Origin of the sequence: Jatrophihabitans sp. (assembly GCA_036389035.1) — a bacterium.
In the GTDB taxonomy this organism is placed as follows: Bacteria; Actinomycetota; Actinomycetes; order Mycobacteriales; family Jatrophihabitantaceae; genus Jatrophihabitans_A.
Map to the genome: position 1 here is coordinate 21,308 of DASVQQ010000040.1, position 24,109 is coordinate 45,416.

General features: G+C 69.4%; 23 protein-coding genes and 1 other RNA gene. 5 read left to right on the forward strand and 19 right to left on the reverse strand.

Annotated features, from left to right (window positions below; translation table 11 throughout):
- Positions 1-13: 13 nt before the first annotated feature.
- The 12 genes from VF557_20165 to VF557_20220 form a co-directional block, all read right to left on the reverse strand.
- Positions 14-850, reverse strand: a complete 837-nt coding sequence (locus VF557_20165; protein HEX8082535.1) for an HAD family hydrolase — start codon at positions 848-850, stop codon at positions 14-16.
- The gene (locus VF557_20170; protein HEX8082536.1) at positions 847-3,702 is read right to left on the reverse strand and encodes a phosphoribosyltransferase; all 2,856 of its coding nucleotides are present in this window, start codon (positions 3,700-3,702) and stop codon (positions 847-849) included. Before VF557_20170 ends, VF557_20165 begins: the two co-directional genes overlap by 4 nt.
- Positions 3,699-4,859, reverse strand: a complete 1,161-nt coding sequence (locus tag VF557_20175) for an HpcH/HpaI aldolase/citrate lyase family protein (protein HEX8082537.1) — start codon at positions 4,857-4,859, stop codon at positions 3,699-3,701. Before VF557_20175 ends, VF557_20170 begins: the two co-directional genes overlap by 4 nt.
- A gap of 11 nt (positions 4,860-4,870) precedes the next feature.
- Positions 4,871-5,788: a hypothetical protein gene (locus VF557_20180; GenBank protein ID HEX8082538.1), complete on the reverse strand. Its 918-nt coding sequence runs from the start codon at positions 5,786-5,788 to the stop codon at positions 4,871-4,873.
- On the reverse strand, positions 5,785-6,348 hold the full coding sequence (locus VF557_20185; GenBank protein ID HEX8082539.1) for a TerD family protein: 564 nt from the start codon (positions 6,346-6,348) through the stop codon (positions 5,785-5,787). The genes VF557_20180 and VF557_20185 overlap by 4 nt, the downstream gene beginning before the upstream one ends.
- Complete coding sequence (locus tag VF557_20190) at positions 6,349-6,858, reverse strand: hypothetical protein (protein ID HEX8082540.1); 510 nt, start codon at positions 6,856-6,858, stop codon at positions 6,349-6,351. It abuts the gene before it with no gap.
- 42 nt (positions 6,859-6,900) lie between these two features.
- The gene (locus VF557_20195; GenBank protein ID HEX8082541.1) at positions 6,901-8,133 is read right to left on the reverse strand and encodes a toxic anion resistance protein; all 1,233 of its coding nucleotides are present in this window, start codon (positions 8,131-8,133) and stop codon (positions 6,901-6,903) included.
- 38 nt (positions 8,134-8,171) lie between these two features.
- Entirely contained in the window at positions 8,172-8,876 is a 705-nt protein-coding gene (locus VF557_20200) for a hypothetical protein (protein HEX8082542.1), read from the reverse strand.
- Positions 8,877-8,902: 26 nt separating this feature from the next.
- The gene (locus tag VF557_20205) at positions 8,903-10,069 is read right to left on the reverse strand and encodes a DUF475 domain-containing protein (protein ID HEX8082543.1); all 1,167 of its coding nucleotides are present in this window, start codon (positions 10,067-10,069) and stop codon (positions 8,903-8,905) included.
- 74 nt (positions 10,070-10,143) lie between these two features.
- Positions 10,144-10,722 (reverse strand): TerD family protein, encoded by a 579-nt coding sequence (locus tag VF557_20210; GenBank protein ID HEX8082544.1) that lies wholly within the window; start codon positions 10,720-10,722, stop codon positions 10,144-10,146.
- Positions 10,723-10,794: 72 nt separating this feature from the next.
- The gene (locus VF557_20215) at positions 10,795-11,370 is read right to left on the reverse strand and encodes a TerD family protein (GenBank protein HEX8082545.1); all 576 of its coding nucleotides are present in this window, start codon (positions 11,368-11,370) and stop codon (positions 10,795-10,797) included.
- Positions 11,371-11,566: 196 nt separating this feature from the next.
- Complete coding sequence (locus VF557_20220; GenBank protein HEX8082546.1) at positions 11,567-12,370, reverse strand: AIM24 family protein; 804 nt, start codon at positions 12,368-12,370, stop codon at positions 11,567-11,569.
- 245 nt (positions 12,371-12,615) lie between these two features.
- Between VF557_20220 and VF557_20225 the strand changes: the two genes are divergently transcribed.
- The gene (locus tag VF557_20225) at positions 12,616-12,873 is read left to right on the forward strand and encodes a PspC domain-containing protein (protein HEX8082547.1); all 258 of its coding nucleotides are present in this window, start codon (positions 12,616-12,618) and stop codon (positions 12,871-12,873) included.
- Positions 12,874-13,142: 269 nt separating this feature from the next.
- On the opposite strand, the gene VF557_20230 is transcribed toward VF557_20225, so the two are convergent.
- The 3 genes from VF557_20230 to VF557_20240 all read right to left on the reverse strand — a co-directional run bounded on the left by VF557_20230 (position 13,143) and on the right by VF557_20240 (position 16,139).
- A complete protein-coding gene (locus VF557_20230) occupies positions 13,143-13,502 on the reverse strand; it encodes a hypothetical protein (protein ID HEX8082548.1) in 360 nt (119 codons plus the stop codon).
- Between the two features lie 52 nt (positions 13,503-13,554).
- A complete protein-coding gene (locus tag VF557_20235; protein ID HEX8082549.1) occupies positions 13,555-14,790 on the reverse strand; it encodes a hypothetical protein in 1,236 nt (411 codons plus the stop codon).
- Positions 14,791-14,924: 134 nt separating this feature from the next.
- Positions 14,925-16,139: a hypothetical protein gene (locus VF557_20240; protein HEX8082550.1), complete on the reverse strand. Its 1,215-nt coding sequence runs from the start codon at positions 16,137-16,139 to the stop codon at positions 14,925-14,927.
- 234 nt (positions 16,140-16,373) lie between these two features.
- Between VF557_20240 and VF557_20245 the strand changes: the two genes are divergently transcribed.
- The 3 genes from VF557_20245 to VF557_20255 all read left to right on the forward strand — a co-directional run bounded on the left by VF557_20245 (position 16,374) and on the right by VF557_20255 (position 19,255).
- Complete coding sequence (locus VF557_20245) at positions 16,374-18,131, forward strand: MFS transporter (GenBank protein ID HEX8082551.1); 1,758 nt, start codon at positions 16,374-16,376, stop codon at positions 18,129-18,131.
- A gap of 86 nt (positions 18,132-18,217) precedes the next feature.
- A complete protein-coding gene (locus tag VF557_20250; GenBank protein HEX8082552.1) occupies positions 18,218-18,484 on the forward strand; it encodes a hypothetical protein in 267 nt (88 codons plus the stop codon).
- A 111-nt stretch (positions 18,485-18,595) separates the two neighbouring features.
- On the forward strand, positions 18,596-19,255 hold the full coding sequence (locus VF557_20255) for a hypothetical protein (GenBank protein ID HEX8082553.1): 660 nt from the start codon (positions 18,596-18,598) through the stop codon (positions 19,253-19,255).
- A gap of 110 nt (positions 19,256-19,365) precedes the next feature.
- Here the strand turns inward: VF557_20255 and ssrA are convergent.
- Positions 19,366-19,741: a transfer-messenger RNA gene (gene ssrA, locus VF557_20260) on the reverse strand.
- 174 nt (positions 19,742-19,915) lie between these two features.
- On the opposite strand from ssrA, the gene VF557_20265 reads away from it, so the two are divergent.
- Entirely contained in the window at positions 19,916-21,391 is a 1,476-nt protein-coding gene (locus VF557_20265; protein ID HEX8082554.1) for a CYTH and CHAD domain-containing protein, read from the forward strand.
- A gap of 96 nt (positions 21,392-21,487) precedes the next feature.
- Here VF557_20265 and VF557_20270 read toward each other — a convergent pair whose 3' ends face one another.
- The 3 genes from VF557_20270 to ftsX form a co-directional block, all read right to left on the reverse strand.
- Positions 21,488-22,441 (reverse strand): GNAT family N-acetyltransferase, encoded by a 954-nt coding sequence (locus VF557_20270; GenBank protein ID HEX8082555.1) that lies wholly within the window; start codon positions 22,439-22,441, stop codon positions 21,488-21,490.
- Between the two features lie 189 nt (positions 22,442-22,630).
- The gene (gene smpB, locus VF557_20275) at positions 22,631-23,131 is read right to left on the reverse strand and encodes an SsrA-binding protein SmpB (protein HEX8082556.1); all 501 of its coding nucleotides are present in this window, start codon (positions 23,129-23,131) and stop codon (positions 22,631-22,633) included.
- A 10-nt stretch (positions 23,132-23,141) separates the two neighbouring features.
- The gene (gene ftsX / locus VF557_20280; GenBank protein ID HEX8082557.1) at positions 23,142-24,059 is read right to left on the reverse strand and encodes a permease-like cell division protein FtsX; all 918 of its coding nucleotides are present in this window, start codon (positions 24,057-24,059) and stop codon (positions 23,142-23,144) included.
- Positions 24,060-24,109: the final 50 nt, after the last annotated feature.

Genomic DNA, 24,109 nt, shown 5'->3' on the forward strand with positions numbered 1-24,109 from the left:
GGGGCGGTCCGAGTCAGCCTATCGCCGCGGCCGGAGGCGCGGACCGGCGGCTGAACTCCTCAGCCCGGCCGGTGAGCCACTCCACGATCTCCTCACCGGCCAGCACGCCGGCCGCGCGGGTGCATTCCACCCCGGGCGCCGACCAGCCGCTGGTGAACAGCTCACCGTGCGCCGGATGGATGCCCCGGTCGGCGTAGCAGAGCAGCTCGCGGTCCAGCAGCGAGTCCCCCGCGGCCAGCACCAGTTCGGCTCCGACCCGGCCGGCCACCTCGTCGACCGCCGCGGTCTTGGTGAGCCCGCGCGGAACCCAGTACAGCTTGCGGCCCTGCGCCGAGACCGTCCATCCCCGGTCGGCGGCCCACGCGGCGGCCTCGGCGACGAAGCCCTCCGGCGCCCCGACATCACCCAGCACGGCATAGCAGAACAGGCCGCCGGCCTCGCGCACCTGGAGCGTCCAGGCCGGTAGGCAGTGCTGTCTGACGTAAGTCAGGACATCAGACAGATTGGCAGATTCGGCCACCGCGCGAGCGACCCGACCCTGCCAGGCCCGGTCAGCCTGGCCGTCCACCAGCAGCACGCCACCGTTCGCGGCGATGGCGAACCGCGGCGGCGGCCCGGGCAGCTCGATCCTGGCCAGTTGCTCGGGCAGCCTGGTGGTCACCGGCATCAGCACCGCCCGGCCGGCCAGTGCGGCAGTCAACCGGGCCGCGGCCGCGGTCATGAAGCCGACCTGCTCACCGCCGCGGGTCTCCACGCAGGTCAGCTCCGGCAGCGCGCCGGGGGTGAGCGCCAGCGCGGCGCGGGAGTACACCAGGGTGCGGTCCAGGTCGGTGGCGATCAGGACGCTCATCGGCCGGTGCCGGCCGCCGCGTCGAGTCGACCGGCGTCCTCGGCCGCGCCGAGCTGGCCGTCCTCGGCCGTGCCGAGCTGGCCGTCCTCGGCCGTGCCGCGGCTGAACCGGGGATGGATCAACCCGACGCAGCTGAAGGCCAACCCGTCGACGGATTCGACCGGCACCCCGCGCTGGCGCGCCAGCAGCAGCACGTGGTGCAACTTCTCGGCGTCGCCGGTCCGGATCAGCACCTTCCACGGCACCCGGCGCAGCAGCACCCGGGTGGTCTCGCCGACGCCCGGCTTGACGAGGTTCTCATCCCCCACGCCGTACTGCTCATTGAGCTGCCGCACGCTCTGCCAACCGGCCCAGGTCGGGCGCCGGTCCGACTCGCGCAGCACCGGCCAGTCCCGCGCCACCGCCTCGGCCACCGCCGCGAACCGTGCGGTGACCGCGTCGATGAAGTCGACTGAGACGTCGGCGTCGGCCAGCTCGGCGTAGAACTTCGCGCCGTGGAACTGGCCGGGCCCGATCAGCTCGGCGTTGAGCACGGTGCGCGAGACGAGCCCGGACACGGTCGAGTTCAGGCAGGCCGACGGGATCAGGTAGTCCTCGCGGGTGCCATAGATCGGCACGCAGCTGCCGGGGTCGGCCAGCACCGCCAGCTCCGCCGAGAAGCCACCGCCAGCCGGCCACCAGGCCTGGTTCACGCCGGCCACCGCCGCCGCCAGCTCGCGGGTGATGGCGCCCTTGCCGGTCCAGCCATCGATGAACATCACGTCGGCGGGATCGTGGTGACGGGCCAGGTAGGCAAGCGCCAGCTCGTCGATTCCCCTGCCCCGGACGATGGAAACGCTGTAGTGGGGCAGCTCGAGGCCGTGGGCGAAGCGCGCCCACCGGCGCATCAGCACCCCCACCGGCGTGCCGGCGCGAGCCAGTGAGGCCAGGACAACTCCGGGCCCGCGCCGGTCCAGCACCAGCTCGGTGACGACCCCGACGGCGTGTGCCAGCCGGTCGGCCGACTCGGCCAGAGTGTCGGTGAACAGCTGCCGGTACTCCGCGCTCGGCTGGTACTCGTGTGGCAGTGACTCGGCATAGTGCGCGCCGCCGGACTGGATGGCCTCCTCGCGTTCCTCGGTCGGGGCCTCCAGCGCGACGCCGGACAGGTCGGTGAGCAACCAGGCCACATCGGCGGCGGGGTAGCTGCCGAAGTCCGGCCCGGTCAGCGGAGCAGGCAGCGGTCGGTAGGTCGGCAGCCGGACGATCTGCAGGTGATCGGTGACCGCGGCCAGCCGGCCCACCAGCCCGGTCGGGCCGTGGTGCTCCGCCAGGTCGGTGTCGGTGACCAGCACGATGTCGCTGAACCCCTGGTCCGGGCCCGGGCCGGCGACGTTGTAGGCATAGCGCGCGCCGGGATCACCGGCCGGATCCGCCGCCTCGTCCGAGCTGGGGAAGCTGAGCCGGTTGCGGATCGCGTAGCCGGGATCGTCCACCGCCACCACCGGTGACCGGGTGGTGGTGGAGTACCGGACGGTGGCCCAGCCCTCGAGCTCATCGGCCAGGGCGGCGGCGATCCGCAGCGGCGCGTACATCAGCTCCTCGCTGCCGAGCACCAGGATTCGCCTTGGCTGTGCTGGCTGACTTGGCTGTGCTGGCTGACTGGTGCTGCTGTCCTGATCGGCGGGGCGGTGCTCGTGCAGCCGGACGGCCAGCACCTTGGCCAGCTGGGCGCTCGCCTGCTCGAGTGCTGACTGCGAGCCGGGCGCGAAGCCGTGCCGGCCGCCTTCGGGCAGTGCCGCCGGCCAGCCGGTGAGCACCGGGCTCAGCCGCGCCCGGCGTCCCGAGCCAGGCTCGGTCACTGGCTGCCGGGCCGCCAGCCGCTGCCCCACCGCCAGCGCGTCCTCGGCCACCCGCAGCTGTCCCGACGCCAGCGTCACCACGTCGATCTCGACGCCGAGGGACTCCGCGGTCCGGCGCAGCCTGGCCCGATCGGCCGTCGAGCGCAGGTCCACCAGCACGGCGATCAGGTAACGCTGCCGGGGCCAGTCCCGGTGCAGCGCCTGGATGGTGTTGAGCACCGTCTGACCGGTAGACAGCTCGTCGTCGACCAGCACCAGCGGTCCGGGGCCGGCCAGCAACTCAGGATCGGCCGGCAGCAGCAGGTGCCGGGTCGCGTGGCTGTGTTCCTCGTCGAAGCCGGCCACCGGCTGGCAACCGGGAACCAGCCGCCGGGTGGAGTGCAGGTAGTTCCCGGCCAGCGATTCGGCGACGCAGTGCCCCAGACCGGTGGCGGTCTCGGCATAGCCGAGCACCACCGCGCCGTCGCCCGGCAGAGCGCCGTCGACTCTCAGAGCGCCGTCGACCGGCGGGGAACCGGCGCGATGCCGGTCGCACAGCTCGATCAGCCGACGGCAGTCCTCAGCCGGCTCGGCGGCGTTGAGCGCCGAGCGCAGCAGCGCGCCACCCTCGGCGGTGATGTCGCCGTGCTGCCCGGCCAGCCGGTCGGCGACCATCGCGCCGAGCAGCCGGCCGGCGCCGTAGACCAGTCGCGGATCGGCGGGCAGGTGCTTGCCCAGCACTGTCGAGACCAGCAGGTGCGCGCGTCGCGGGTTGTGGCGCAAGGCCATTCCCACCAGATCCGGCACCGTCAAGGGCGAGCCGGGTCCGGGCCCGACCGGTTGCCCCGGCTCGATGCTGACGCCGAGCGCCTCGGCGACCCACCGGCCCGACCACGGCGCCGCGCCGTCCGGCGCACTGCCGGTCGGCGCACTGCCGGTCGAGGCACCGCCGGTCGGGGCCCTGCCGGTCGGGGCACTGCCGGTCGGGGCACTGCCGGTCGGGGCACCGCCGGTCGGGACGCCGGCGGTCACTGATGCAGCCCGGCGCCGAGCAGGTCGACGAAGGAGATGTCGGCGTTGGCGACGCCGAACACCGCGGCGCGCAGCACGGTGCGCCGGGCCCACGCCGAGTGCGGCTTGGACTCGTTCATCTTGTTGCCGTACACCGAGGACGCCACCCCGCCGCCGGACCGGGTGCCCAGCACGTCGCGGGCGTCGCAGAACTCCTCATGGGTCACCACCGACAGCGCGTGCACGGCGGCCACGTGGCTGGGATGGATGACGGTCTTGCCGGTCAAGCCGTTCGCCTTGTCCATGGCGACCTCGCGGATCAGGCCGTCGAGGTCGCGGGCGATCAGGTCGGTGCGCAGCGCCCGCTCGGAATGCGCGATGAACGGCGCCTCCCGCAGTTGCGGCTTGAACATCCGCTCGGTTCCGGAGAAGTACTCCCAGACCGCGCCGGTCACGATGAAACCGGTCTCGTCCGCCCGACCGAGGATGTTGACCACATCGGCGATGACGTCGGCCACCACCCGCACGTCGTAGATCGTCAGGTCGCGGGACCGGCGCAGGCCGAAGGCCGAGCTGAGATCGGTCGCCCCGATCCGGACGGCCAGCACGTTCTCGCGGTGTTTGTTCAGCAGCTGGCGCACCTGCAGCAGCACCTCGACCCGGGACTCGGCATAGATCACCGACGGCGCCTCCAGGACCGGCATCGCCAGCAGCCGGTGACCGGTCACCGCGCTGGCCTCGCTGATCGCGTCCAGGTACCGCGCGCCGTTCTCGTCGGTGAACTTGGGCAGCACGAAGCCGGTCAGGATCGAGACCTGCTCACCGAGGCCGGCCACGATCATCGGGATCTGCTCGGCCGAGCGCACCCGGATGAACACCAGCGGGCGCTGCGAGCCCGACTCGGCGTAGGCCTGCAGCTGGCTGATCACGTTCTGCTCGGCCGCCGGCACCGCCTCGTCCGGGATGGAGTCCTCCAGGCAGATCACCGTGCTGAGCACGCCGTGGGTGACACGCTTGGTCAGGTCGGCCACCAGTGTCGGGCGGGTGGCCGGGCTGTACAGGGTGGCGCCCAGCGCCATGCCCAGCACGTCCAGATCATCGTCGGCGCTGAACGATTGCGGGGGCTGGAAGAACAGCCGTTGCCGGTCGGCCTCGGACAGAAAATCGAAATGGCGCATGGTCACCCTCCTCAGGCCACCGGGGTGCGGTCGTCCAGCCAGCTGATCAGGTCGAAACCATAGGCCTGGACCGCGTTGCGGATCGAGCCGGCGATGTTCTCCATCTCGGCGCGCACCACGAACTCACCTCTGACGTTGTAGATCGACAGCAGCACCGTGACACCTCCCGAGGCCGGCCGGTCCAGCGGCAGCTCCACCCGAGCGCCGCCGGCCGTCCTCAGCACGAGGGTGCCGCCCCAGTTCAGCTGCCCGCCGGATTCGGAGAAGCCGTAGACGACCATCCGTTCGAGCAGCCGGTTCTGCCGCAGATCCACCACCAGCCGCTCGTACTTCTCGGCCCTGGCGACGATCACCGGACGCCGGGAGTTGCGCGGGGCGGTGGAGCTCGCGCCTACCCGCGAGACGATGGAGCTATGGCCGTCGGCCAGCTGGTAGGCCGCGCCGATCCGCAGGTCCCCGACCGCCGGGGAGCAGGCCGCTTCGACGCTCAGCACGCCGATGCCGCTCTGCAGCCGGTTCAGGGTGACCGTGGGGGCCTTCGGGGTCAGCAGCGTCCGCTCTCCGGAGCGGGCCCGGGGCAGCGGGCGGGCGACCCGCCGCGGGCCGCTGGGCCGGCCGCTGACCGCCGGCGTTGCGACGGCGGCCGGCGGCGCGGCAGCCGGCGTGGACAGGTCCAGGCTGGACGAACCGGCAGCCGCCGCCGGACGAGCCGCGGGCCGGCTCGGCGGCGAGGACAGGTCCAGGCTCGACGAACCGGCAGCCGCCGGACGAGCCGTGGGCCGACTCGGCGGCGAAGACAGGTCCAGGCTCGACGAACCCGCAGCCGGGGCGGGCTGCTGGGCCGCCGGGCGGAACCGCACCCGGTGCCGCAGGAACGGCAGGTCGGTCCGTGCCGGCGCCCGGTCGGGGGCGTGCACGTCGATGTTCACAGCGTGATCCCGTAGTCCTTGGCCAGGCCGGCGATTCCGGTGGAATAACCCTCCCCGATGACCTTGAACTTCCAGTCGCCCTGATGGCGATACACCTCGCCCAGCGACATGGCGGTCTCACCGTCGAGTGAGTTGGCCAGGTTCTCCGAACGAACCAGCTCGGCGTTGTCAGCCAGGTTCAGCACCCGCAGAACGCACTCGCGCAGCCGCCCCAGGCTGCGCCGCAGGCCCATGCCCTCGTTCAGGTACATCACCACGACGATCCGGCTGACCTCGGGCGGGACCGCGTCGAGGTGGATCTCGATCTGCTCGGCGTCGGGTCCCATCGCCTTCTCCAGCTGGCTCACCGTCATCGACGGTTCGGTGAGTTGGTTGAAGAACACGAAATGCTCGTCCGATAGCGCCTTGCTGTGCTCGTCGCACAGGATGGTGGCCACCACCAGGTTGTCGGTCAGGGCGGTCTCGGCCCCGGCGTCCCAGCGCACTCCCAGCACCAGCCCGGTCAGGCTGGGTATCTCACGGGTCAGGGCGACGTTGGAGCCGCGCTTCATGGTCGCCATCTACAGATCCAGGTCCGAGCCCGAGAACTTGGTACGCAGGAAACTGCCCTGGCTCAGCAGCGCGTCGGCGTCCTGCGCCTGGGCGGCGGTGAGGACGCTGGTGGCCGCGTCCAGCAGCGCCTCCAGCTGCTCCTGCAACGACTGGATCGGGGTGCGCCCGGACGGGCGGGCCACCGTCAGCTGGGCGTCGTCCAGAGCCAGGAAGCTGCGCAGCGTGGTCGGCAGGTAGTCCGTCAGGATGCCCTTGACCGAGATCACCGCGTAGATGTCCAGCGGCCGGATCTCGGAGGTGTCGATCACCTCGCGCAGCACGTCGGTCACCCGGCGGGCGGTCACCACCGACTCGCCGGGCAACTGGCCGGAGTTCTGGTTGATGAAACGGTTCAGCCGCGCCAGCTCGATGCGCAGCGACACCGGGTCATCGCCGTCGAGTGCTGGCTCAGCGACGGGCGGCTCCGGCGCCGGAGCCGGCGCGACCGGCGGCGGCAGCAGCTTCCGGAACCAGGTCATGATCGTCCATTTCGTCGTCGCAGGGCAGCAGGACCCGACCGTTTATTCTCCGCCGCTGGCGCTCAGCTCGCCCCGCCGGGTGCGCTCAAGGTAGGGCTTGGCGCGTTCGATCTGGCCCTGGAGCGCGTCGACGGTCGCGGCCATCGAGTCGGCGGCCTGGGCCCGGAAGGTGTCCAGGGCGTCCATGGTCGCGAAGACGTTGTCGAAGGCGGCCTGCAGCTTGGCGACCTCGATCGTCGAGGAGGCGGCCTGCTGGTTGATCTGGCCGCCCTGGATCCGCAGCTGCTCCGAGGTCCGCTCGATCAGGTCGGAGGTGGTGGCGTTCAGCGCGGTGATCTGCTCCAGCACCAGCTTCTGCCGCGACAGCGCCTGCGAGACGATGATCGCGGTCCGCAGCGCGGCGATGGTGGTGGTCTGGGCCCGGTCGACACCCTTAATCAGCTCGATGTTGTTCTTGCGAACCAGGTCCAGCGCCATGTAGCCCTGCACCGCCACGGCCATCTGGGTCATGATGTCCTGCCGGCGCTGGCGGATCGGGAACAGCGCGTCGGCCTTCAGGGCGTCGGCCTGCTTGGTCTGGCCGGCCGCCTGCAGCTGCGCGATCTTCTCCTCGACGGCCGCGTCGAGGGCGCCGGCGAGCTCGTTGTACTCGCTGAGCTTGCCCATCGTGGCCCACATGTTGGCCTTCTCGGTGTCGATGGCCGCGTTGTCCTTGCGCAGCTCGTCCTGGCCCGACTCCAGCGCCTTGATGATCGCGTTGAGCTGGGTCTGGGCCGACTCGTACTTCTGGAAGTAGCGCTGCACCTTGTCGCCGCCGGGCAGGAACTTCAGGACCTTCTTGACCCCGGTCAGGTCAGCCCGGTTCGGGTCGAGCTCGGTGACGGTCTGGCGCAGCTCGCCCAGGGTGCTGGCGACCCGGGACTGGGCGTCGGCGCCACCGCGGCCCTTGCTGGCGTTCAGCGCGGCCGCCGGGCGGTCCAGCATCCGGTTGGAGACGCTGGCCGAGGCGCGCATGTCCTGCTCGCCCATCGAGGTGATCGCATTGACCTTCTCGGTGAACGCCGGTGAGTTGGCCTCCAGGCCGGCCAGCTCCTGGGCGAAGGTCTGGGCGCGGGAACGCAACTCCAGCTGGCGGGTGTTGTCCACCGGCACCGCCCCGACCGCCTGCTCCTTCTCCACCACGACCACGGGCGGCGGCGGCGCCAGCACCAGCGCGTTGCCGGCCGGCGGGGTCGCCGCCGGAGTGGCGCTCGAACCGAGGTCGAGGTCAGACATGGTGGGACTCCTTCGGGTTGGGAGGTGTGGGCTGCGAGCTACTTGCGCCCGGGAGCCCAGTTCATGCCCCAGCCGTAGGCGCGGTCCAGGGCGCTCTGGCTGCCGTCGATGTAGTTGACCTCGCGCCGGACGGAGATCTCGCCGTTCCTGCTCTCCAGCAGCGCGATGCCGCAGATCCGGGCGCCGTCGCGGGTCTCGTCCAGCCGGACCTCGACCTGCGGGCCGCTGGCCGGGTGCAGCGTCACGAGGCCGTCGGCCGCCGCCCAGTTGGCCGCGCCCTGGTAGATCAGCGCGAACACCAGCACCCGCTTGATCTGGCTGGCGTAGCTGAGGTTGATGAACAGGTTCTCGCCCTCGGTGTTGGTCCCGGAGCGGTCATCGCCGTCCAGCCGGATGACCGGCTCGCTGACGCCCCGAGGGCTGGCCGCGAACGCGTTGCCCAGTGCCTGCACCACGCCCTTGGTGCCGTCGGTGAACTCGTACAGGCAGCCGAGATCCAGGTCGAGGGTAGGAGCGGACCGCTTGAACAGGCCGCCGCCGCCGCTACCGGCCGGCTTGGCGTTCCAGTTCAGGTTCACCCGCAGCATGCCGGTCGAGGAGCCCTGCTTGGTCAGCGACACCGAAGGCGCCGACTTGGTCAGGGTGACCTTGGACAGCGACACCGGTGCGCCGCCGGACGGCGCCGGAGCGCCGCCGGACTGCTGCGCGGGGGTTGCCGGACGTTTGGTGTAGTCGATACCCATGATGGTCTGCTTTCTGTGCTGGGAGCTCAGACTGCGGCAGTCGCCGGGTCGAGGTCTTGGGTGGCGCCGGGTGGGTTCTCGTCGCTGTTACGCCGGTTGCGGCGCACCGAGGACACCAGGGCCGCGATGATGAAGCCGACCCCGATCAGGCCGGTGACCACCTCGGGGATGTGGTACTTGATGGTGAGCAGCAACAGCACCGCCAGCGAGCCGATCGCCCACAGCGCGCCGTGCTCGAGGTAGACGTACTCGGCCAGGGTGCCCTTGCGCACCAGGTAGACCGTCAGCGACCTGATGTACATGGCGCCGACGCCCAGGCCGATGGCGATGATGATCGGGTCGGAGGTGATGGCGAAGGCGCCGATCACGCCGTCGAAGCTGAACGAGGCGTCCAGCACTTCCAGGTAGAGGAAGGAGAAGAAGGCTGCCTTGCCGGTCTTGAGGGCGAGCTCGCCGTTGGCCTTGGCGGCGCTCCTCGGCGGCAGCTCTTTCGAGGGGGCGGGCAGCAGTTCCGAGCCGGACTCGTCCTCCGGGTCGACGTGCGGCACCTCGTGCTCTTCGAGCATGCTGCTGAGCCCGTTGACCAGGATGTAGGTGACCATGCCCAGCACGCCCGACATCAGGACGGTGGCCACCTTGTCCTCGGGAGCGAGCTGGGTCGCCGCCAGCAGCAGCAGCACGCTGGCCACCACGACCCCGAGCATGTCGAGCTTGCCCATCTTGCCCAGCGGGCGCTCCAGCCAGCTCAGCCAGGTGATCTCCCGCTCCTCGAAGATGAAGTCGAGAAAGAGCATCAGCAGGAACATGCCGCCGAAGGCCGCGATCGCCGGGTGCGCCTCGTTCAGCAGGTAGGCGTAGCTGCCCGGCTCGTCCGCGGGGCCCTTCTCCAGGGCGAGGGTCACGGCCTCGGTCGGCGACAGGTGCGCGGTGATCCCGACGATGAGCAGCGGGAAGACCAGCCGCATACCGAAGACGGCGATCAGGATGCCGAGGGTCAGGAACAGCTTCTGCCAGAACGGGCTCATCCGCTCCAGCACCGTGGCGTTCACGACGGCGTTGTCGAAGGAGACCGAGACCTCCAGGACGATCAGGATGGCCGCGATCGCCAACCCGGCCGGGCCGCCGTACATCAACGCCAGCACCAGGCCGACCGCGGTGACCCCGAACGACCAGCCGAAAATTCTGAACACCATGAAAGCTTCGCTATCTGTGAGCAACCAGGGCCGTGGCGGCCCCGGTTGGGGTGTGTGTGCCCGTCCGCGCCGGATCAGCCGACGTTGACGCCGTAGTCTCGCGCGATGCCGGCCAGCCCGGAGGAGTAACCCTGGCCGACCGCCCGGAATTTCCAGTCTCCAGCATGGCGGTACAGCTCGCCGAAGATCATCGCAGTCTCGCTGGACGCGTCCTCGGACAGGTCGTAGCGCGTCAGCTCCACGCCGTCGGCCTGGTTGATCACCCGGATGAAGGCGTTGCGCACCTGGCCGAAGTTCTGCCGCCGGCTGTCGGCGTCATAGATCGAGACCGGGAATACGATCCGGTCCACCTCGGCCGGCACCTGGCTCAGGTCGACCTTGATCTGCTCGTCGTCGCCCTCGCCCTCACCGGTCAGGTTGTCGCCGGTGTGCTCGACCGAGCCGTCCGGACTGGTGAGGTTGTTGAAGAACACGAAGTGGGAGTCGGACAGGATCCGCCCCTTCGGCGTCAGCATCAGCGCGCTGGCGTCGAGGTCGAAGGCCTGGCCGCTCGTGGTGCGCTCGTCCCAGCCGAGACCGACCACCACGGCGGACAGGCCTGGCGCCTGCTTGGTCAGCGAGACGTTGCCGCCCTTGGTGAGGCTGACTCCCATCCAACTCCCTCCCGCGTTCTTCTCCTGCGCATGCTCGCCGCGACGCACTCGCGGCCGGCCCGAGCTAAGGCGTCAGACGTTGACGCCGTAGTCCCGGGCGATACCGGCCAGGCCTGAGGTGTAACCCTGGCCGACCGCGCGGAACTTCCATTCCGCACCGCTGCGGTACAGCTCGCCGAAGACCATCGCGGTCTCGGTCGAGGCGTCCTCGGACAGGTCATAGCGCGCCAGCTCGCTGCCGTCGGCCTGGTTCACCACCCGGATGAAGGCGTTGCGGACCTGGCCGAAGGACTGGCCGCCGGCCTCGGCGTTGTAGATCGAGACCGGGAAGACGATCTTGTCGATCTCGGCGGGAGCTCCGGCCAGGTTGACCTTGACCTGCTCGTCGTCGCCCTCGCCCTCACCGGTCAGGTTGTCGCCGGTGTGCTCGACGGCGCCTTCCGGGCTGGAGAGGTTGTTGAAGAAGATGAAGTGCTTGTCGGAGAGGACCTTGCCATTGGCACCGCAAGCGATCGCGCTGGCATCGAGGTCGAAGTCCTGGCCGTCGGTGGTGCGGGCGTCCCAACCCAGGCCGACCGTGACCGCGGTCAGACCGGGGGCTGCCTTGGTGAGCGAGACGTTGCCGCCTTTGGTGAGACTGACTCCCACGTGAAACTCCAGGTGACTAGAGGAAGGCCGCATGACCTTCGTCGCGGATCTTCGCCGCCCGGTGCGGGCGACATATGTTCATGCTAGGCGAGACGATTAAGGCACCTGACAAGTTCCACCCAGGTGTGGCGGCTGTTAGGTGGTGGGCGTTCGAAAATCGTTAAGAAGCTGCCTGTCAACTGCTCGCGGGTCGGGCTCAGCTGGTGCTGCCGGAGAACAGCCCGCCCATCCCGGCCCCGGTTTTGCGGTCCCCCGCGCCCATGTTCTTGGCCAGCGCCTTGGCCAGCCCGTCGATGGTCAGCGACTGCAGGATCACCGAGCCGTTGCCGCTCAGAGTGGCCAGGTTCATTCCCTCGCCACCGAACATCGCGTTCATCACACCGGCCTTGTTCAGCGAGCCGACCCGCTCGATGCCGTAGGTGATCCGGTCGTCCCAGGCGACCACGCAACCGGTGTCGACCTTGAGCCGGCCACCGTAGTCGGCCGGGTTGATGTCGATGAAGTTGCCGGCGCCGGCGATGATCAGGCTGCCCAGGCCGGTGAACTTCTCCAGCACGAAGCCCTCGCCGCCGGCGAAACCCTGCCGCATGCCCGAGAACGCGATGTCGAAGTGCACCCCGGCTTCGGCGGCGACGAAGGCGTCCTTCTCGGCGAACCAGGTGGTCCGGCCGTCCAGTTCGAGCACCCGCATCTCACCGGGCAGCACTCCGGCCAGGGCCAGCAGGCCGTCGCCGCCGGCCGTGTTGAAGTGGCAGAACGCGAACGACTCACCGGCCAGCACCCGCTTGCCGACGTCCATCGCGCCGCGCAGCATGCCGCCCAGGCCACCGGCGGCCGCGGGCTGGCCGGCAGCCGCGGGCGCGGTCAGCTTGGTCTCCATCGTCACGTCGGCCGAGCTGAACAAGAACTTGCCCGCCTCGCTGTAGATGGTCTGGCCCGGCCGAAGCTGGACCAGCGCCATCTGCATGACGTTGCCGCTGAGCTGGACGTCGAGGGTCATTCCGATTTCCTCCTTGAAGGCAGTGCCGTGTCGCTCCCTTCACGGTAGGCGGCCCTCCTAAGGCCTCCCACAGGGAAGTGCCTGAGCTGACCCTGATCGGCTTACCGCGCGGTGCGGGTAAAGATCAGGGCCGATCCCGACGCCACGGAGGCCGCATGGGGGCGATGCTTACACCTGACGCCGCACCGGGCGGCGCAGGCCCAGACTGCCGCAGAAAGCACCGTACGAAGAGGAGCACACATCTCATGGGGTCCATCCAAGAGCGTTTCCGTAGCCAGGGGTTGTCGCGCCCACGTGAGGGACGCATCCTCGGCGGGGTGTGCGCGGGGCTCGGTCAGCGATTAGGCATCGCCCCCTGGCCGGCCCGCTGGCTGTTCCTGATCGTCCTGCTCGTGGCGCCGGGCAGTCAGCTGATCGTCTACCCCATCCTTTGGATCCTGATGCCGCCGGCCGAGCCGGGCTACCCCGGCACGACGCAGACGGACTTCCGGCCGCCTGCCTGAGCAGTCGGCCCCCGTCAGCTCCCGATCGGGCTCGGGTTGCTGGGCGGCTCAGTTTGCTGGCCGGCTCAGGTTGCTGGCCGGCCGACGCGTATCGATATCGACCGTCCTGGCGAGCGAATTCAATACGGGTCGGACGCGGCGCCAGGGTTGCTGGCGGCTCAGGTTGCTGGCCGGCCGACGCGTAGCGATATCGACCGTCCTGGCGAGCGAATTCGATACGGGTCGGACGCGGCGCTCTGGTTGCTAGCCGACTCTGGTTGCCGACCGGCTCAGTTGCTGATCAGGCGCTCGGCGTGCGCGAGCTCGTCGGGGCCGGGTTCGGCGGCCTCGCTGCGCAGCAGCTGCCAGCGGGCGGTGGCCCCGTCCGGGCGGCTCTGCTCGCCGGTGCGCAGCGCCTGCTCGATCAGGCGACGGACCTCGGGCTCCTGATCGGGCTCGGCCGCGAACAGGGTTCGCACCCGCACCGTCTCACCGTCGCGCTGGGCCTGGGAGTGGTGCGGTGCCAGCGGGCAGGGCGGCTCGTGCTCCCAGTGCCCGCACAGCGCGACGGTGATCGCCGCTCCTACGGCGGCCGGGTCATCGCCGACGGGCATGCTCAGCTCGGCGCTGTGAGCGAAGGCCTGGCGCATGCGGGCGAGTGTGCCGGGCGCGGTGGCTGGTCGGCAACTAATCGGCGGCCGACTACCGGGCGGGCCGCAGAACGAGTTGGCTGAGTTCGGGCAAGGACACTCCCAAGCCGCCGACGGTTCCGGTCTCGCGGTTGATGACCGCGAGCGTCTTGTCGGCGGTGACGGCGAATACCAGGGCGCTGTCCGGTGAGAAAGCGATGCCTCCTCCGTCATAGGACTCCATATGCAGGGACACCTTGAGGGCGCGCCGGTTTCCCGAGGCGAGGTTGATCAACTCCAGCCCGAGCCTTCCGCTGGGGTCGAAGGTCATCATGGCCGCGGTCGCCCCGTCGGGTGAGATCACTCCACGCGGGCTGCGGATCGGTATCGCGGCGTTCACGGTCTGCCGTGAGCCGTCGACCCGGCCGATCAGCACGGTCTGGCAGCGATACCGGTCATCGCATTCGGCCACCAGCCAGCCCGTCGGACCCACCGCCAGCAACGCCCCGGTGCTGATCCGGCGCAGGCCGTCGGGTCCAGCGGTGTACACCCCGCCGACGCCGGAGACCAGGAGTCCACCCGCGCCGTCGGCAACCACTTCATAAGCCGCACTGTCCGGCGGCATCGGGAGGGATCCGGCGAGCTTGCCGCCATCCAAGGTGGTCAGCGCCATCACCGGCTGGCTGTCACCGGACCTCATCCACATCTGGTTGGGAGCGGGTCCGGGAAATACCCAGCCGTCCTTGTCGAGCACGGGCAACTCGCGGGACGGCTTGCCGTCCGGCACGAGATAGCCCGGCGCCCTGTCCAACGGCTGGATGAGCACCTGGTCCGCACCTGCCAGCAGGCTGACGAAGCCCTGATCACTGCGCGAGCCGGGGACCGTGGTGCGGGTGATCCGGCCGGCGGCTAACTCGATGCGCACCAGCACCTCGTCACCGCGGGCGATCAGCTCCCAGCCGGTGGTGGCGCCGAGCAGCGGCCGGCCCAGCCGGGTGACCGACACCGCAGGCAGGGTTGACGTGTGCGCCGGCGGCGCGACGGTGAACGCGGGTGCGGTCGGGCTCGGTGCCGGCGTGGTCGGCGCAGATGTCGGCGATGTCGTCGGCAAGGTGCTCACCCGCGCTGTCGACTGGGTGGCCCGTTCCCGATTCAGCACCGAGAGCACGAGTGCGACGACCGCGAGGACGACCGCCGCCGTGAACCACCTCGGCCATGGACGTCGCGGCGGAGCCGTCCCACCGGGCGCGCCATCGGAGCCGACATCGAGCCAGTCGATGTCGTCGGAGTACGGGTCCCCTCGGCTCACGCCTCATTGTGGACCCGCGTGAGGTGGATCGGCGTGCGTATCGGCCATACGGTTTGTAACAAATGGTGCGGCGATCACTGCGCCTGTAGTCAGCACCGCGCCTGTAGTCAGCACCGCGCCCGTCGGCACTACAGCTAGCGGGCGGGCCGCAGGACGAGCTGGCTGAGCGGCGGCAGCGGCACGCCCAGGCTGCCCACGGCCGCGGTCTTGCGGTTGATCACCGAGAGCGTGCCGTCCACGGTGACGGCGAGCAACCAGTTGCTGTCCGGTGAGAAGGCGATTGCGCCCTCGTAGGACTGATTGACCGAGACGTTGAGAACCCGCCGGTTCCCGGTGGCGAGGTCGAGCAACTGCAGCCCGATAGCGCCGTTGCGGGCCGAGGTCAGCATGGCCGCGGTCGCCCCGTCGGGGGAGATCACCCCGCGCTGCTGCCGGCCGGTTATCGCGGCGTTCACGACCCGCCGGGAGCCGTCGCGGCGATCGATCACCACCGACTGGCAGCGGTGCCGGTCATCGCATTCGGTGACCAGCCACCCGGTCGGGCCGACCGCCACCAGAGAGCCGGTGCTGATCCGTCGCAGGCCGTCGGGCCGGGCGTTGTAGACCCCGCCGATACCGGGAAACAGCAGGTAGCCCGCGCCGTCGGCGGTCGCGTCGAAGGAGAGGTTCTCCGAGGGGATCGGAATGAACTCGGCGAGCCTGCTGCCGTCCAGCTCCATCAGCGCCATCACCGGCTGGTGGTCATCGCTGGGCCGTGCCCACATCTGGTCGGGGCGCGGTCCCGGATACACCGGGCCGTCGTGCTCGAGCAGCGCCGGCAGCTCACGTGCCGGCCGGCCGTCGGGCACCAGGTAGCCCGGCACCTTGTCCAGCGGGCGGATGAGCACCTGGTCCTCGCCTGCCAGCAGGTACACCGGGCCGCCGCTGAGCAAGGTGGGAATGGCGGTGCGGGTGATCCGGCCGGTGGCCGGCTCGATGCGCACCAGCACCCTGTCACCGCGGGCGACCAGCTCCCAGCCGGTGGTGGCGCCGAGCAACGGCCGGCCCAGCCGGGTGACCGACACGGCCGGCCCGGCAGGTCGCGGCGCCGAGGTGGTGGGCGTCCGAGGGCCGGCCTGGGTCGAGGAGGACGTCGGAGTGGTCGGAGCGGCGCTCCCCCGGGCCGCCGACGGGGTGCCGCCCCGTTCGTAGTTCAGCGCCGCGACCACCAGCGCGGCGGCGAGCGCGACCACCGTCAAGGTGAACCATCTGGGCCATGGCCGCCGGGGCGGGGTCATCTCACCGGGCGCGCCGTCAGGGCCGACATCGAGCCAGTCGATGTCGTCGGGATGCGCGTCGTCTCGGCCCACGCCTCATTCTGGACCCGCACGGCGGATCTCAGGTTGCGAATCGGTATCCCAACCGACGCCACAGCTGCGGCGACCCGGCCGGTACGTCTGCAGGGCGTCGGTCGTGCACACGGCATATGCAGGCGTGCGCTCTTACACCGCCGATGCCGCCGGTCTATGACCTAGGCAATTCAGCGCCTTGTCGGCGCGGTCGGGTGCCGTCCACCCTCGCCAGGAACGAGAGGGAGAGAGACCATGACTGCTGTTACAGCATCGCCTACAGCATCGCCATCGCCGTTGCGCGGCCTGTGGCAGCGCGAGTTGCCGGAGTACCCGACCGGCGCCAGGCGCATCTTCTACCTCGCGATTGTCTTCACCGCGACAGTCATGGTGTATTACCAGAACTTTCTCGCTGGGGCAGTCACACTGCAGCTTCTCGGTGACTTCGACGTCACTTTCTTGTACTTCGCCAGCGTCACGGCATTGTCGAACGCTGTCGGCGCCATCGGCTCCCTGGCGTCCGGCGTCGCCGACAAGGTGGGACGCGGCAACATGGCGGTCGTCGGCCTGATCGGCGTCACCCTGGTGACGCTGCTATGGGTGCCCAACGTGACGACCGGCTTTCAATACGCGATCGTTCTGAGCGTTGGCGGGATTTTCGAGGGCATCATCCTGGTCGTCACGCCGGCGTTGGTGCGTGACTTCAGCCCCCAGGTCGGTCGCGCCCAGGCCATGGCCTTCTGGACGATGACGCCGGTGCTGGGCAGCCTTCTGGTCGCCATGGTCTCCAGCAACACCCTCGACAGCCACCCGGACTGGCAGTTCCAGTTCAAAGTCGCAGGCTGGGTCGGCGTGGTCGTCAGCGTGCTGGCCCTGCTGTTCCTGCGCGAGCTCAACAGCGCCGACCGCGACCGCATCGTCGGCGCGCTCGAGGCCAAGACCGCAGCGGCGCTGAACAGCCGCGGGCTGTCGCACGAAGAGGCCACCCGCCACCCGTACCGGCAGATGGTCCGGCTCGACATCGTCGGCCCGGCAGTCGGCATCAGCGTTTTCCTGCTCATGTACTTCACCGCCGTCGGGGCTCTTCCGGTGTACTTCCAGACCAACCTCAACTTCACCGCCAGTGAGTCGAACTCCCTGTTGAACTGGCTGTGGGCCACCGCGGCGGTGTCCATGCTCGTTTTCGGGGTGCTGTCGGACAAGCTGCGCGTCCGCAAGCCGCTCATCGTCGCCGGCGCCCTGGTCACCGTCGCGGTCGACATCGTGTTCCTGTCGAAGGCCGACTCCTCACCGACCTTCTCCACCATCGCGATCCTGCTGGCGCTCATGGGCCTATGCCTGGGTGCTGTATGGGTGCCGTGGATGGCTGCCTTCACCGAGACCGTCGAGCATCGCAACCCCGCCCTGTCGGCCACCGGCCTGGCCATCTGGGGTTGGACCCTGCGCTTGTTCCTCGCCGGCGCGATCGTCACGATCCCGTTGATCGTCTCGGCTGTCACGCCCATCGTCGACGACGGCCCTTCCGTGGGTCAGGCGCGAGCCTACTTCGCGAAGAGCCAACCCCTGCAACTGCTGCTGGCCCAGGCGCAGGCGCACCCCAAGGTGTTCAGCGACCTCGGCGCGTCGCCGAAGGACCCGGCAGTGCGACAGAAGGCGATCGAGACCGTCGGCGCGCCAACACTGGCTACGTTGGCCGGTGACCCGATCGCACAGCGAAATCTCGCCCTGATCGCCGAAAAGGTGCCAGGCCTGCTCAAGGCGCGGGCCGACAGCCCGGGCCAGTGGCAAGCCTGGTTCTGGATCTGCACCATCGGGGCACTGGCCCTCTGCCCGCTCACGCTGCTGCTCAGGGGCTCGTGGCGCCCGCAACCCACCGACGATGCCCACGCCACAGAACACGCTCTCGAACTGGCCAACCGCAGCGCCCATCCCGATGCGCATCCGGTGGGGGCGGCTCCGCTCCACCTGCCGGAGCACGCCGCTGTTCGCCAGCAGCCCGACGCAAGGGCTTGACGACGCCGACCAGGACGTGATGAGCACTGGGACGGTAGCTTCTAACCAACGCTGATGACGATCAGCGATCAATGCGGGGTGACGGTATGGCATATCTACGGGTGATCGGCAAGCAGGAGGCGGACGGCGACCTCCTCGAGGCGTACTCAGCGATGGCTGCCCGTCCGATGCCACCCGTATACCTGCCGGATCACGGTGACGCGGCTGGGATCATCCGAGCGCACTCTCTTGATTCAGAGTTGCTGCGACGCACGTTCGCGGTCTCGGGCTCGCTGAGCAACGACGCGCTTCCCTGGCGCTCCCGGGAGCTGCTCAACTCGGTGACTTCCCGCGAGAATGAGTGCTTCTATTGAACGACCGCTCACGCAGAGTTTCTGCGTGTAGCCAGCGGCGACGACACCGTCAGCCGCCGCATCGTCCTGGGGCAGGCGTTCGACGAGCTCTCACCTCAGGATGCCTGCCTGGTGGATTTCGCTCAGACCTTGACGGCTCGCCCGTGGGCGATCGGCCCTGTCGATATTCGACGGCTGTCCGAAGAGGGTCTGTCGCGGACCTCGATAGTGGTCGCCATCGGGCTGGTAGCCATGTTCAACTACCTGACTCGGGTAGCCGACGGCACCGGAATCGAGGCGGACTACGGCAACGAGCTTCCCCGGTTCGTCTATCGCGGCCTCACGGAATCGGCCCCGAGGCCCGGACCGGAAGAGTGGCCGCCCGTCGACGGCTCACTTGAGCTCCTGTCTGCCCTACCTGACGTGCAGGCAGCTTGGCACCGCTGGCGTGACTACGTAGCAGAGGGTCCTGGCCCGCTATCTTCGGCGACGCTGAGCCGGCTCCGACGGATAGCGGCTCGCAACGCGTGCGACGGCGCCATAGCTGCCCTTGACCAGGCCGATTCACTAACTGCTGCCGAGAGCACCGCAGGGTCGGGCGACACATTGTCGGAGTTCGCGGACAAGCTGAGTCTCACACCATGGCTCATGGCTCAAGCCGATGTGGACGCTCTGCGCTCGATCGGCATGGATGACCTTTCGATCCTCCACGTCATCGCCGTTGTCGCCTATCAATCAGCTGAGTCGCGGTTGCGCATCGGGCTTTCTGCCCTCGCCAGGTCCGGAGACTAATCATTTTTTTCAGCCACCCGACTGCTAACAGCACGCCTTAACCCACTCACGCGGAAATCGCAGGAACGGCGCTCAGGAGATCCTGAGCGCCGTTCCTGTTGAGCTACTACTGGTGGAGGTGCCGGGAATCGAACCCGGGTCCTTCGTCGCTTTGATGGGTCTTCTCCGGGCGCAGTGTGCGGTGTCTCTACTCGGCCTCACCGATCACGCACACAAGTCGGTGTGACAGGCCCAGTCGCTGTGAGTTGTCCCGAACTCCCCCGCGACCGGGGAGTTCGGTAAGCCACCTAGCTGATGCCAGGATCCGGGCCGGTGACGAACCCGGGCTGACAGACTCGTTTCGCTACTTAGGCAGCGAGAACGAAGTCAGCGCGATTGGAATCGGCGCTTATTTTGTTTTGCATCGCTTTTTTAACGAGGTCAGCAATGCGGTCCTCGGCCCGCTTCCCCTCATCTCAACGTCCGAAGTCGAGACCATTCACCCCCTTCTGGGCGTTGTGCGCCCGTCACACTGCCCAACGCGGTGAGCGTCCGGCAGATTCCATCATGCCATGACCGGCCCCGCCGCCCCGGTTGAATTGCTGCCCTGACCGCCTGTGACCCCCGGGCACTCGAAAGGAACTACCGTGCACTGACACGCCAGGCTGTACAACTACACCCGTGGCCGATACCCATCGCGAGATCGAGACCAAGTTCGACGTGGCCCCCGACTTCACGCTCGGGGACCTGGCCGAGTTCGCCGGCCCGGGCGCCAGCGTGCAGAGCCGCACCGTGAACCTGTCCAGCGCCTATTACGACACCGCCGAGAACGACCTGCTGCGCTCGCGCCTGACCCTTCGCCGGCGCATCGGCGACACTGACACCGGCTGGCATCTCAAGGTCCCCGGGGTGGGCTTCCGCACCGAGCTGCACTGGCCACTGCCCGGCAACGACGAGCCGCCCGAGGAGTTGCGCAACCTGATCTGGCCGTTCGCCGGCCAGGACGAGCTGGTGCGGACCATCACCCTCAACACCACCCGGACGTCCCACCGGATCACCGCCCCGGACGGCCGGCTGGTGTTCGAACTGGCCGACGACGAGGTCCGGGTGAGTTCGGAAGGGGCGCCGGTGGCGGTGTCGCGCTGGCGCGAGCTCGAGGTGGAACTCGGCCAGGCCGGCAGCACCGCGGACCTCAACCGGGCGACCAGGCTGCTGCTGGCCCGCGGCGCCTTCGTCTCACGCTCGGGATCGAAGCTGCAACGCGCGATGGGCTGCCCCGACGATCCGGCCATCAGCAGCGCCGCGACCACCCTGACCAGCTACCTGCGCGCCCAGTGCGACGCCCTCACCGCCGGCCACTTCGCCATCTCGGTCAAGCCGTTCGAGGCCAGCGCGACCAGCCCGCCGCACGAGGCCATTCACCAGACCCGGGTCGCGACCCGGCGGTTGCGGGCCGCGCTGCGGATCTTCGCGCCGCTGTTCGACGCCGAGCCGGCCACCCGGCTGCAGGACGAGCTGGCCTGGTTCGCCGCCGAGCTGGGCGAGGTGCGCGATCGCGAGGTGCTGCGCAGCCGGCTGGCTCGCGCGGTCGATGACCTGCCCGCCTACCTGGTGGTCGGCCCGGTCGCCCGGCGGATCGACGACGTGCTGCTCACCGAATTGCGCCAGCACGCCGGCGCGCTGCTGGACACCATGCGCGACGAGCGCTACCGGGTGCTGGTTCGCGACCTGGCCCGCTGGCGCGAGCAGCCCCCCTTCACCCCGGAGGCGGCCGGCCCGCCCAGCGTGCTGACCGAGTACGTCGACGCGGCCGAGCGCAAGCTCGGCAAGCGGATGAAGCGCGCCGCCGGCAACCACACCCCGGCCGAGCAGCTGCACCAGGCCCGCAAGGCCGGCAAGCGAGCCCGCTACGCCGCCGAGGCGGCCGCTCCGGCGCTGGGCAAGCGCGCCAGCGCGGTAGCCAAGCGGGCATCGCGGCTGCAGACGTTGCTCGGCGAGCACCAGGACGCGATCGTGGCCACCGAGGTGCTGCGCCGGATCGCTGACCAGGTGGCCGACGAGGGCGAGAACGCCTTCACCTACGGCATCCTGGTGGCCGACCAGCGCCGCATCGCCACGACCTCGGCGCAGGCCGCCCGGGCCAGCACCGGCACCTGACCCGGCCTACCCGAGCCGGCCGCGCGGGCCGGTAAGGGCTGGCGCGCGAGCCGGTCAGGGCTGGCGCACGGGCCGGTCAGGGCTGGCGGCCACCGATCAGGGCTTGGGGGCCGGCTCCAGCCGTCCGTAATGGGCGATCACCCGGTCCAGCTGAAATCCCAGCGAGGCGTACAAGGCGCCGGCGCCCGAGCCGTTCTCCGAGTCGACGTCCAGGCACGCCGTGGTGTAGCCCTGCTCGGCCATCGCCCGCACCGACGCCGCCAGGCAGGCCCGGGCCAGCCCGCGGCCTCGGGATCGCTGCCGGGTGCCCACCAGCGCGACCCAGGCCTCACCGTCCACCCACTGGTTGACCAGCACGTAGGCCTGCACGTCGCCGTCGGAGTCCAGGCTGACGAACGAGCAGTCCGGCCGGAACGTCCGGGAGCCGACCTGGCTGGCCCACGAGTCGGCATCGCGCTCGATGGCGCCCCAGTGGGTGCTGAAGGCGTCGTTGTGGGCGAGCCGGACGGCCTCGGCCAGCTCGGCCGAGTACCGCCGCACCGGCAGCTCCGGCGGCGGTGGCAGCACGCCGGGGATCGGCCGGCTCAGCTCCTGGAAGTAGCGCACGATCTGATAGCCGCGGCGCTCCAGCATGGGGCGCACCGAGGCCCCCTCGATGCCGCCGGGAACCCGCAGCATCACCGGCGCGCCCGGATGCCGCTGGCCGGTCAGCTCCAGGGCCCGGGCCTCCATCCGGTCCATGATCTCGGCGCCCAGCCCCTGTCTGCGGAACTCCGGCCGGACCCCGCCGTAGATCTCGGCCCGGGCCTGGCCCTCGAACAGCCCGGACGCGACCCGCAGCTGCCCGAAGCCGACCAGTACGCCATCGCGCCACACTGCCACCGTGTCCAGCTGCGGGTCGACGCCTGGCTCGGTCAGCTCCTCGGCCAGCGCCTCGGGCTCGTAGAACTCCTCGGTGCCGTCCGCCACGGCCAGCAGGTTGGTCAGTTCGGCCCAGGCGGTCACCGTCTCGACGCTCAACGGCTGCCATCGCACGGTTGTCACTGACACCCTCACACCTCACAAATCCATCAACGCCGCGCCGTTGTGCCATAGCACCTGCCTCAACCAATCATCGCCGAAGCCCCACTCCAGCAGCGACTGAATTTGGCTGGCGTAGCACAGCAACCCCAGCGGCCTCAGGAACCCCAGCGACTCAGAAACTCTCAGCGGCGCTGCCGGCCGGAGCGCCGGCGTCCATCAGTCGGTTCTGCCCTTGGCGCGCCGGCCCAGCACCCGGCTGATCTCGCGGTCGGCGTCACGCTTGGCCATGTCCTGGCGCTTGTCGTAGGTCTTCTTGCCCTTGGCCAGGGCGAGCTCGACCTTCACCTTGCCCTCGACGAAATACAGCGACAGCGGCACCAGGGTCAGCCCGGACTCCTTGATCTTGCCGATCAGCCGCAGGATCTCGCCCTTGTGCAGCAGCAGCTTGCGGACCCGGCGCGGGGTGTGGTTGGTCCAGGACCCGAAGGCGTACTCGGGGATGTGCACGTTGTGCAGGTAGACCTCGCCGTCGTCGATGGTGGCGAAGCCGTCGATCAGCGAGGCCCGACCCAGCCGCAGCGACTTGACCTCGGTGCCCATCAGCACGATGCCGCACTCGAAGGTGTCCACGATCAGGAAGTCGTGCCGGGCCTTCTTGTTCTGCGCGATGATCTTGCGGACCGGGCGGTTGGAGGACTGTGCGGTTGCGGCGGCCATGAGGAGAAAGCTACAGCCGGACGTAGAGGCGCAGGGTCAGCCAGGCAGTGGCCGCGGCCAGGATCACGCCGGCGATCAGGCCCACCCCGCCGGCCAGGATGATGTCGTTGGCCGAGATCGGCTGCAAAATCCGAGACTTCACCTGATCACCGAGCAAACCGTCCAAGAAGACCACCTTGGCCACCCAGTTGCCCACCATCGCCAGGATCGCTCCGACCACCGCCGCCAGCATCGCCTCGATCACGAACGGCAGCTGGGTCATCCAGCGCGAGGCCCCGACCAGGCGCATGATGCCGGTCTCGTTGCGCCGCTGCTGGGCCGCGGTCTGGATGGTGTTGGCCATCTGCAGCAGCGCGCAGATCAGCACCACGAAGAACATCACGAACGAACCCACCCGGCCGGTGTCGAACAGCCGCAGCATGGTCTTGAGGCTGACGTCCTGATTCTGGATCTGCTCGACGCCGGCGACGTTGGCGTAGCGGGAGGCCACCGGCACGTAGTCGGCCTTGAGATCGCGCAACTTGACCGTGAACGACGCCGGGATCGCCCCCGGCCCGGCTTCGTCGACCACCTTCTCACCGAGGCGCTGCTTGGCGATCTGGGTGGCCTGGGCCTCGGTGAGGTACTGCACGTCGGTGATCTGCGGATCGGCTTTCAGCTTCGCCTCCAGCGCCACCCGCTCGGCGTTGGTCACCTTCTGCTTGCAGTTGGATCCCGGGCTCTGCTTCGAGGTCTCGGTGCAGAGGTAGATCGAGACGTTGATCTTGTCCTTGTAGGCCGCCTGGGTCTTGGCGATCTCCTTGTTGATCAGCAGCGCCCCGCCCAGGAAGAACAGCGCGATCGCGGTGGACAGGATCAGCGCGATGGTCATGCTGGCATTGCGCCGCAGCCCGGTCGCGACTCCGGACATGAGATAGCTAGCGCGCATGGGCTTCATACTCCGATCGGTGTTCGCTCAGCAGGAGCCACTGGCGCTGC

What these genes read in the sequence shown, in the direction of transcription:
- VF557_20190 (HEX8082540.1), bottom strand. Translation starts at nt 6,858, where the DNA reads ATGACCTGGTTCCGGAAGCTGCTGCCGCCGCCGGTCGCGCCGGCTCCG.
- VF557_20250 (HEX8082552.1), top strand. Translation starts at nt 18,218, where the DNA reads ATGGCATATCTACGGGTGATCGGCAAGCAGGAGGCGGACGGCGACCTC.
- VF557_20225 (HEX8082547.1), top strand. Translation starts at nt 12,616, where the DNA reads ATGGGGTCCATCCAAGAGCGTTTCCGTAGCCAGGGGTTGTCGCGCCCA.
- VF557_20220 (HEX8082546.1), bottom strand. Translation starts at nt 12,370, where the DNA reads ATGACCCTCGACGTCCAGCTCAGCGGCAACGTCATGCAGATGGCGCTG.
- VF557_20195 (HEX8082541.1), bottom strand. Translation starts at nt 8,133, where the DNA reads ATGTCTGACCTCGACCTCGGTTCGAGCGCCACTCCGGCGGCGACCCCG.
- VF557_20245 (HEX8082551.1), top strand. Translation starts at nt 16,374, where the DNA reads ATGACTGCTGTTACAGCATCGCCTACAGCATCGCCATCGCCGTTGCGC.
- VF557_20210 (HEX8082544.1), bottom strand. Translation starts at nt 10,722, where the DNA reads ATGGGAGTCAGCCTCACCAAGGGCGGCAACGTCTCGCTGACCAAGCAG.
- VF557_20200 (HEX8082542.1), bottom strand. Translation starts at nt 8,876, where the DNA reads ATGGGTATCGACTACACCAAACGTCCGGCAACCCCCGCGCAGCAGTCC.
- VF557_20205 (HEX8082543.1), bottom strand. Translation starts at nt 10,069, where the DNA reads ATGGTGTTCAGAATTTTCGGCTGGTCGTTCGGGGTCACCGCGGTCGGC.
- VF557_20165 (HEX8082535.1), bottom strand. Translation starts at nt 850, where the DNA reads ATGAGCGTCCTGATCGCCACCGACCTGGACCGCACCCTGGTGTACTCC.
- VF557_20175 (HEX8082537.1), bottom strand. Translation starts at nt 4,859, where the DNA reads ATGCGCCATTTCGATTTTCTGTCCGAGGCCGACCGGCAACGGCTGTTC.
- VF557_20185 (HEX8082539.1), bottom strand. Translation starts at nt 6,348, where the DNA reads ATGGCGACCATGAAGCGCGGCTCCAACGTCGCCCTGACCCGTGAGATA.
- ftsX (HEX8082557.1), bottom strand. Translation starts at nt 24,059, where the DNA reads ATGCGCGCTAGCTATCTCATGTCCGGAGTCGCGACCGGGCTGCGGCGC.
- smpB (HEX8082556.1), bottom strand. Translation starts at nt 23,131, where the DNA reads ATGGCCGCCGCAACCGCACAGTCCTCCAACCGCCCGGTCCGCAAGATC.
- VF557_20230 (HEX8082548.1), bottom strand. Translation starts at nt 13,502, where the DNA reads ATGCGCCAGGCCTTCGCTCACAGCGCCGAGCTGAGCATGCCCGTCGGC.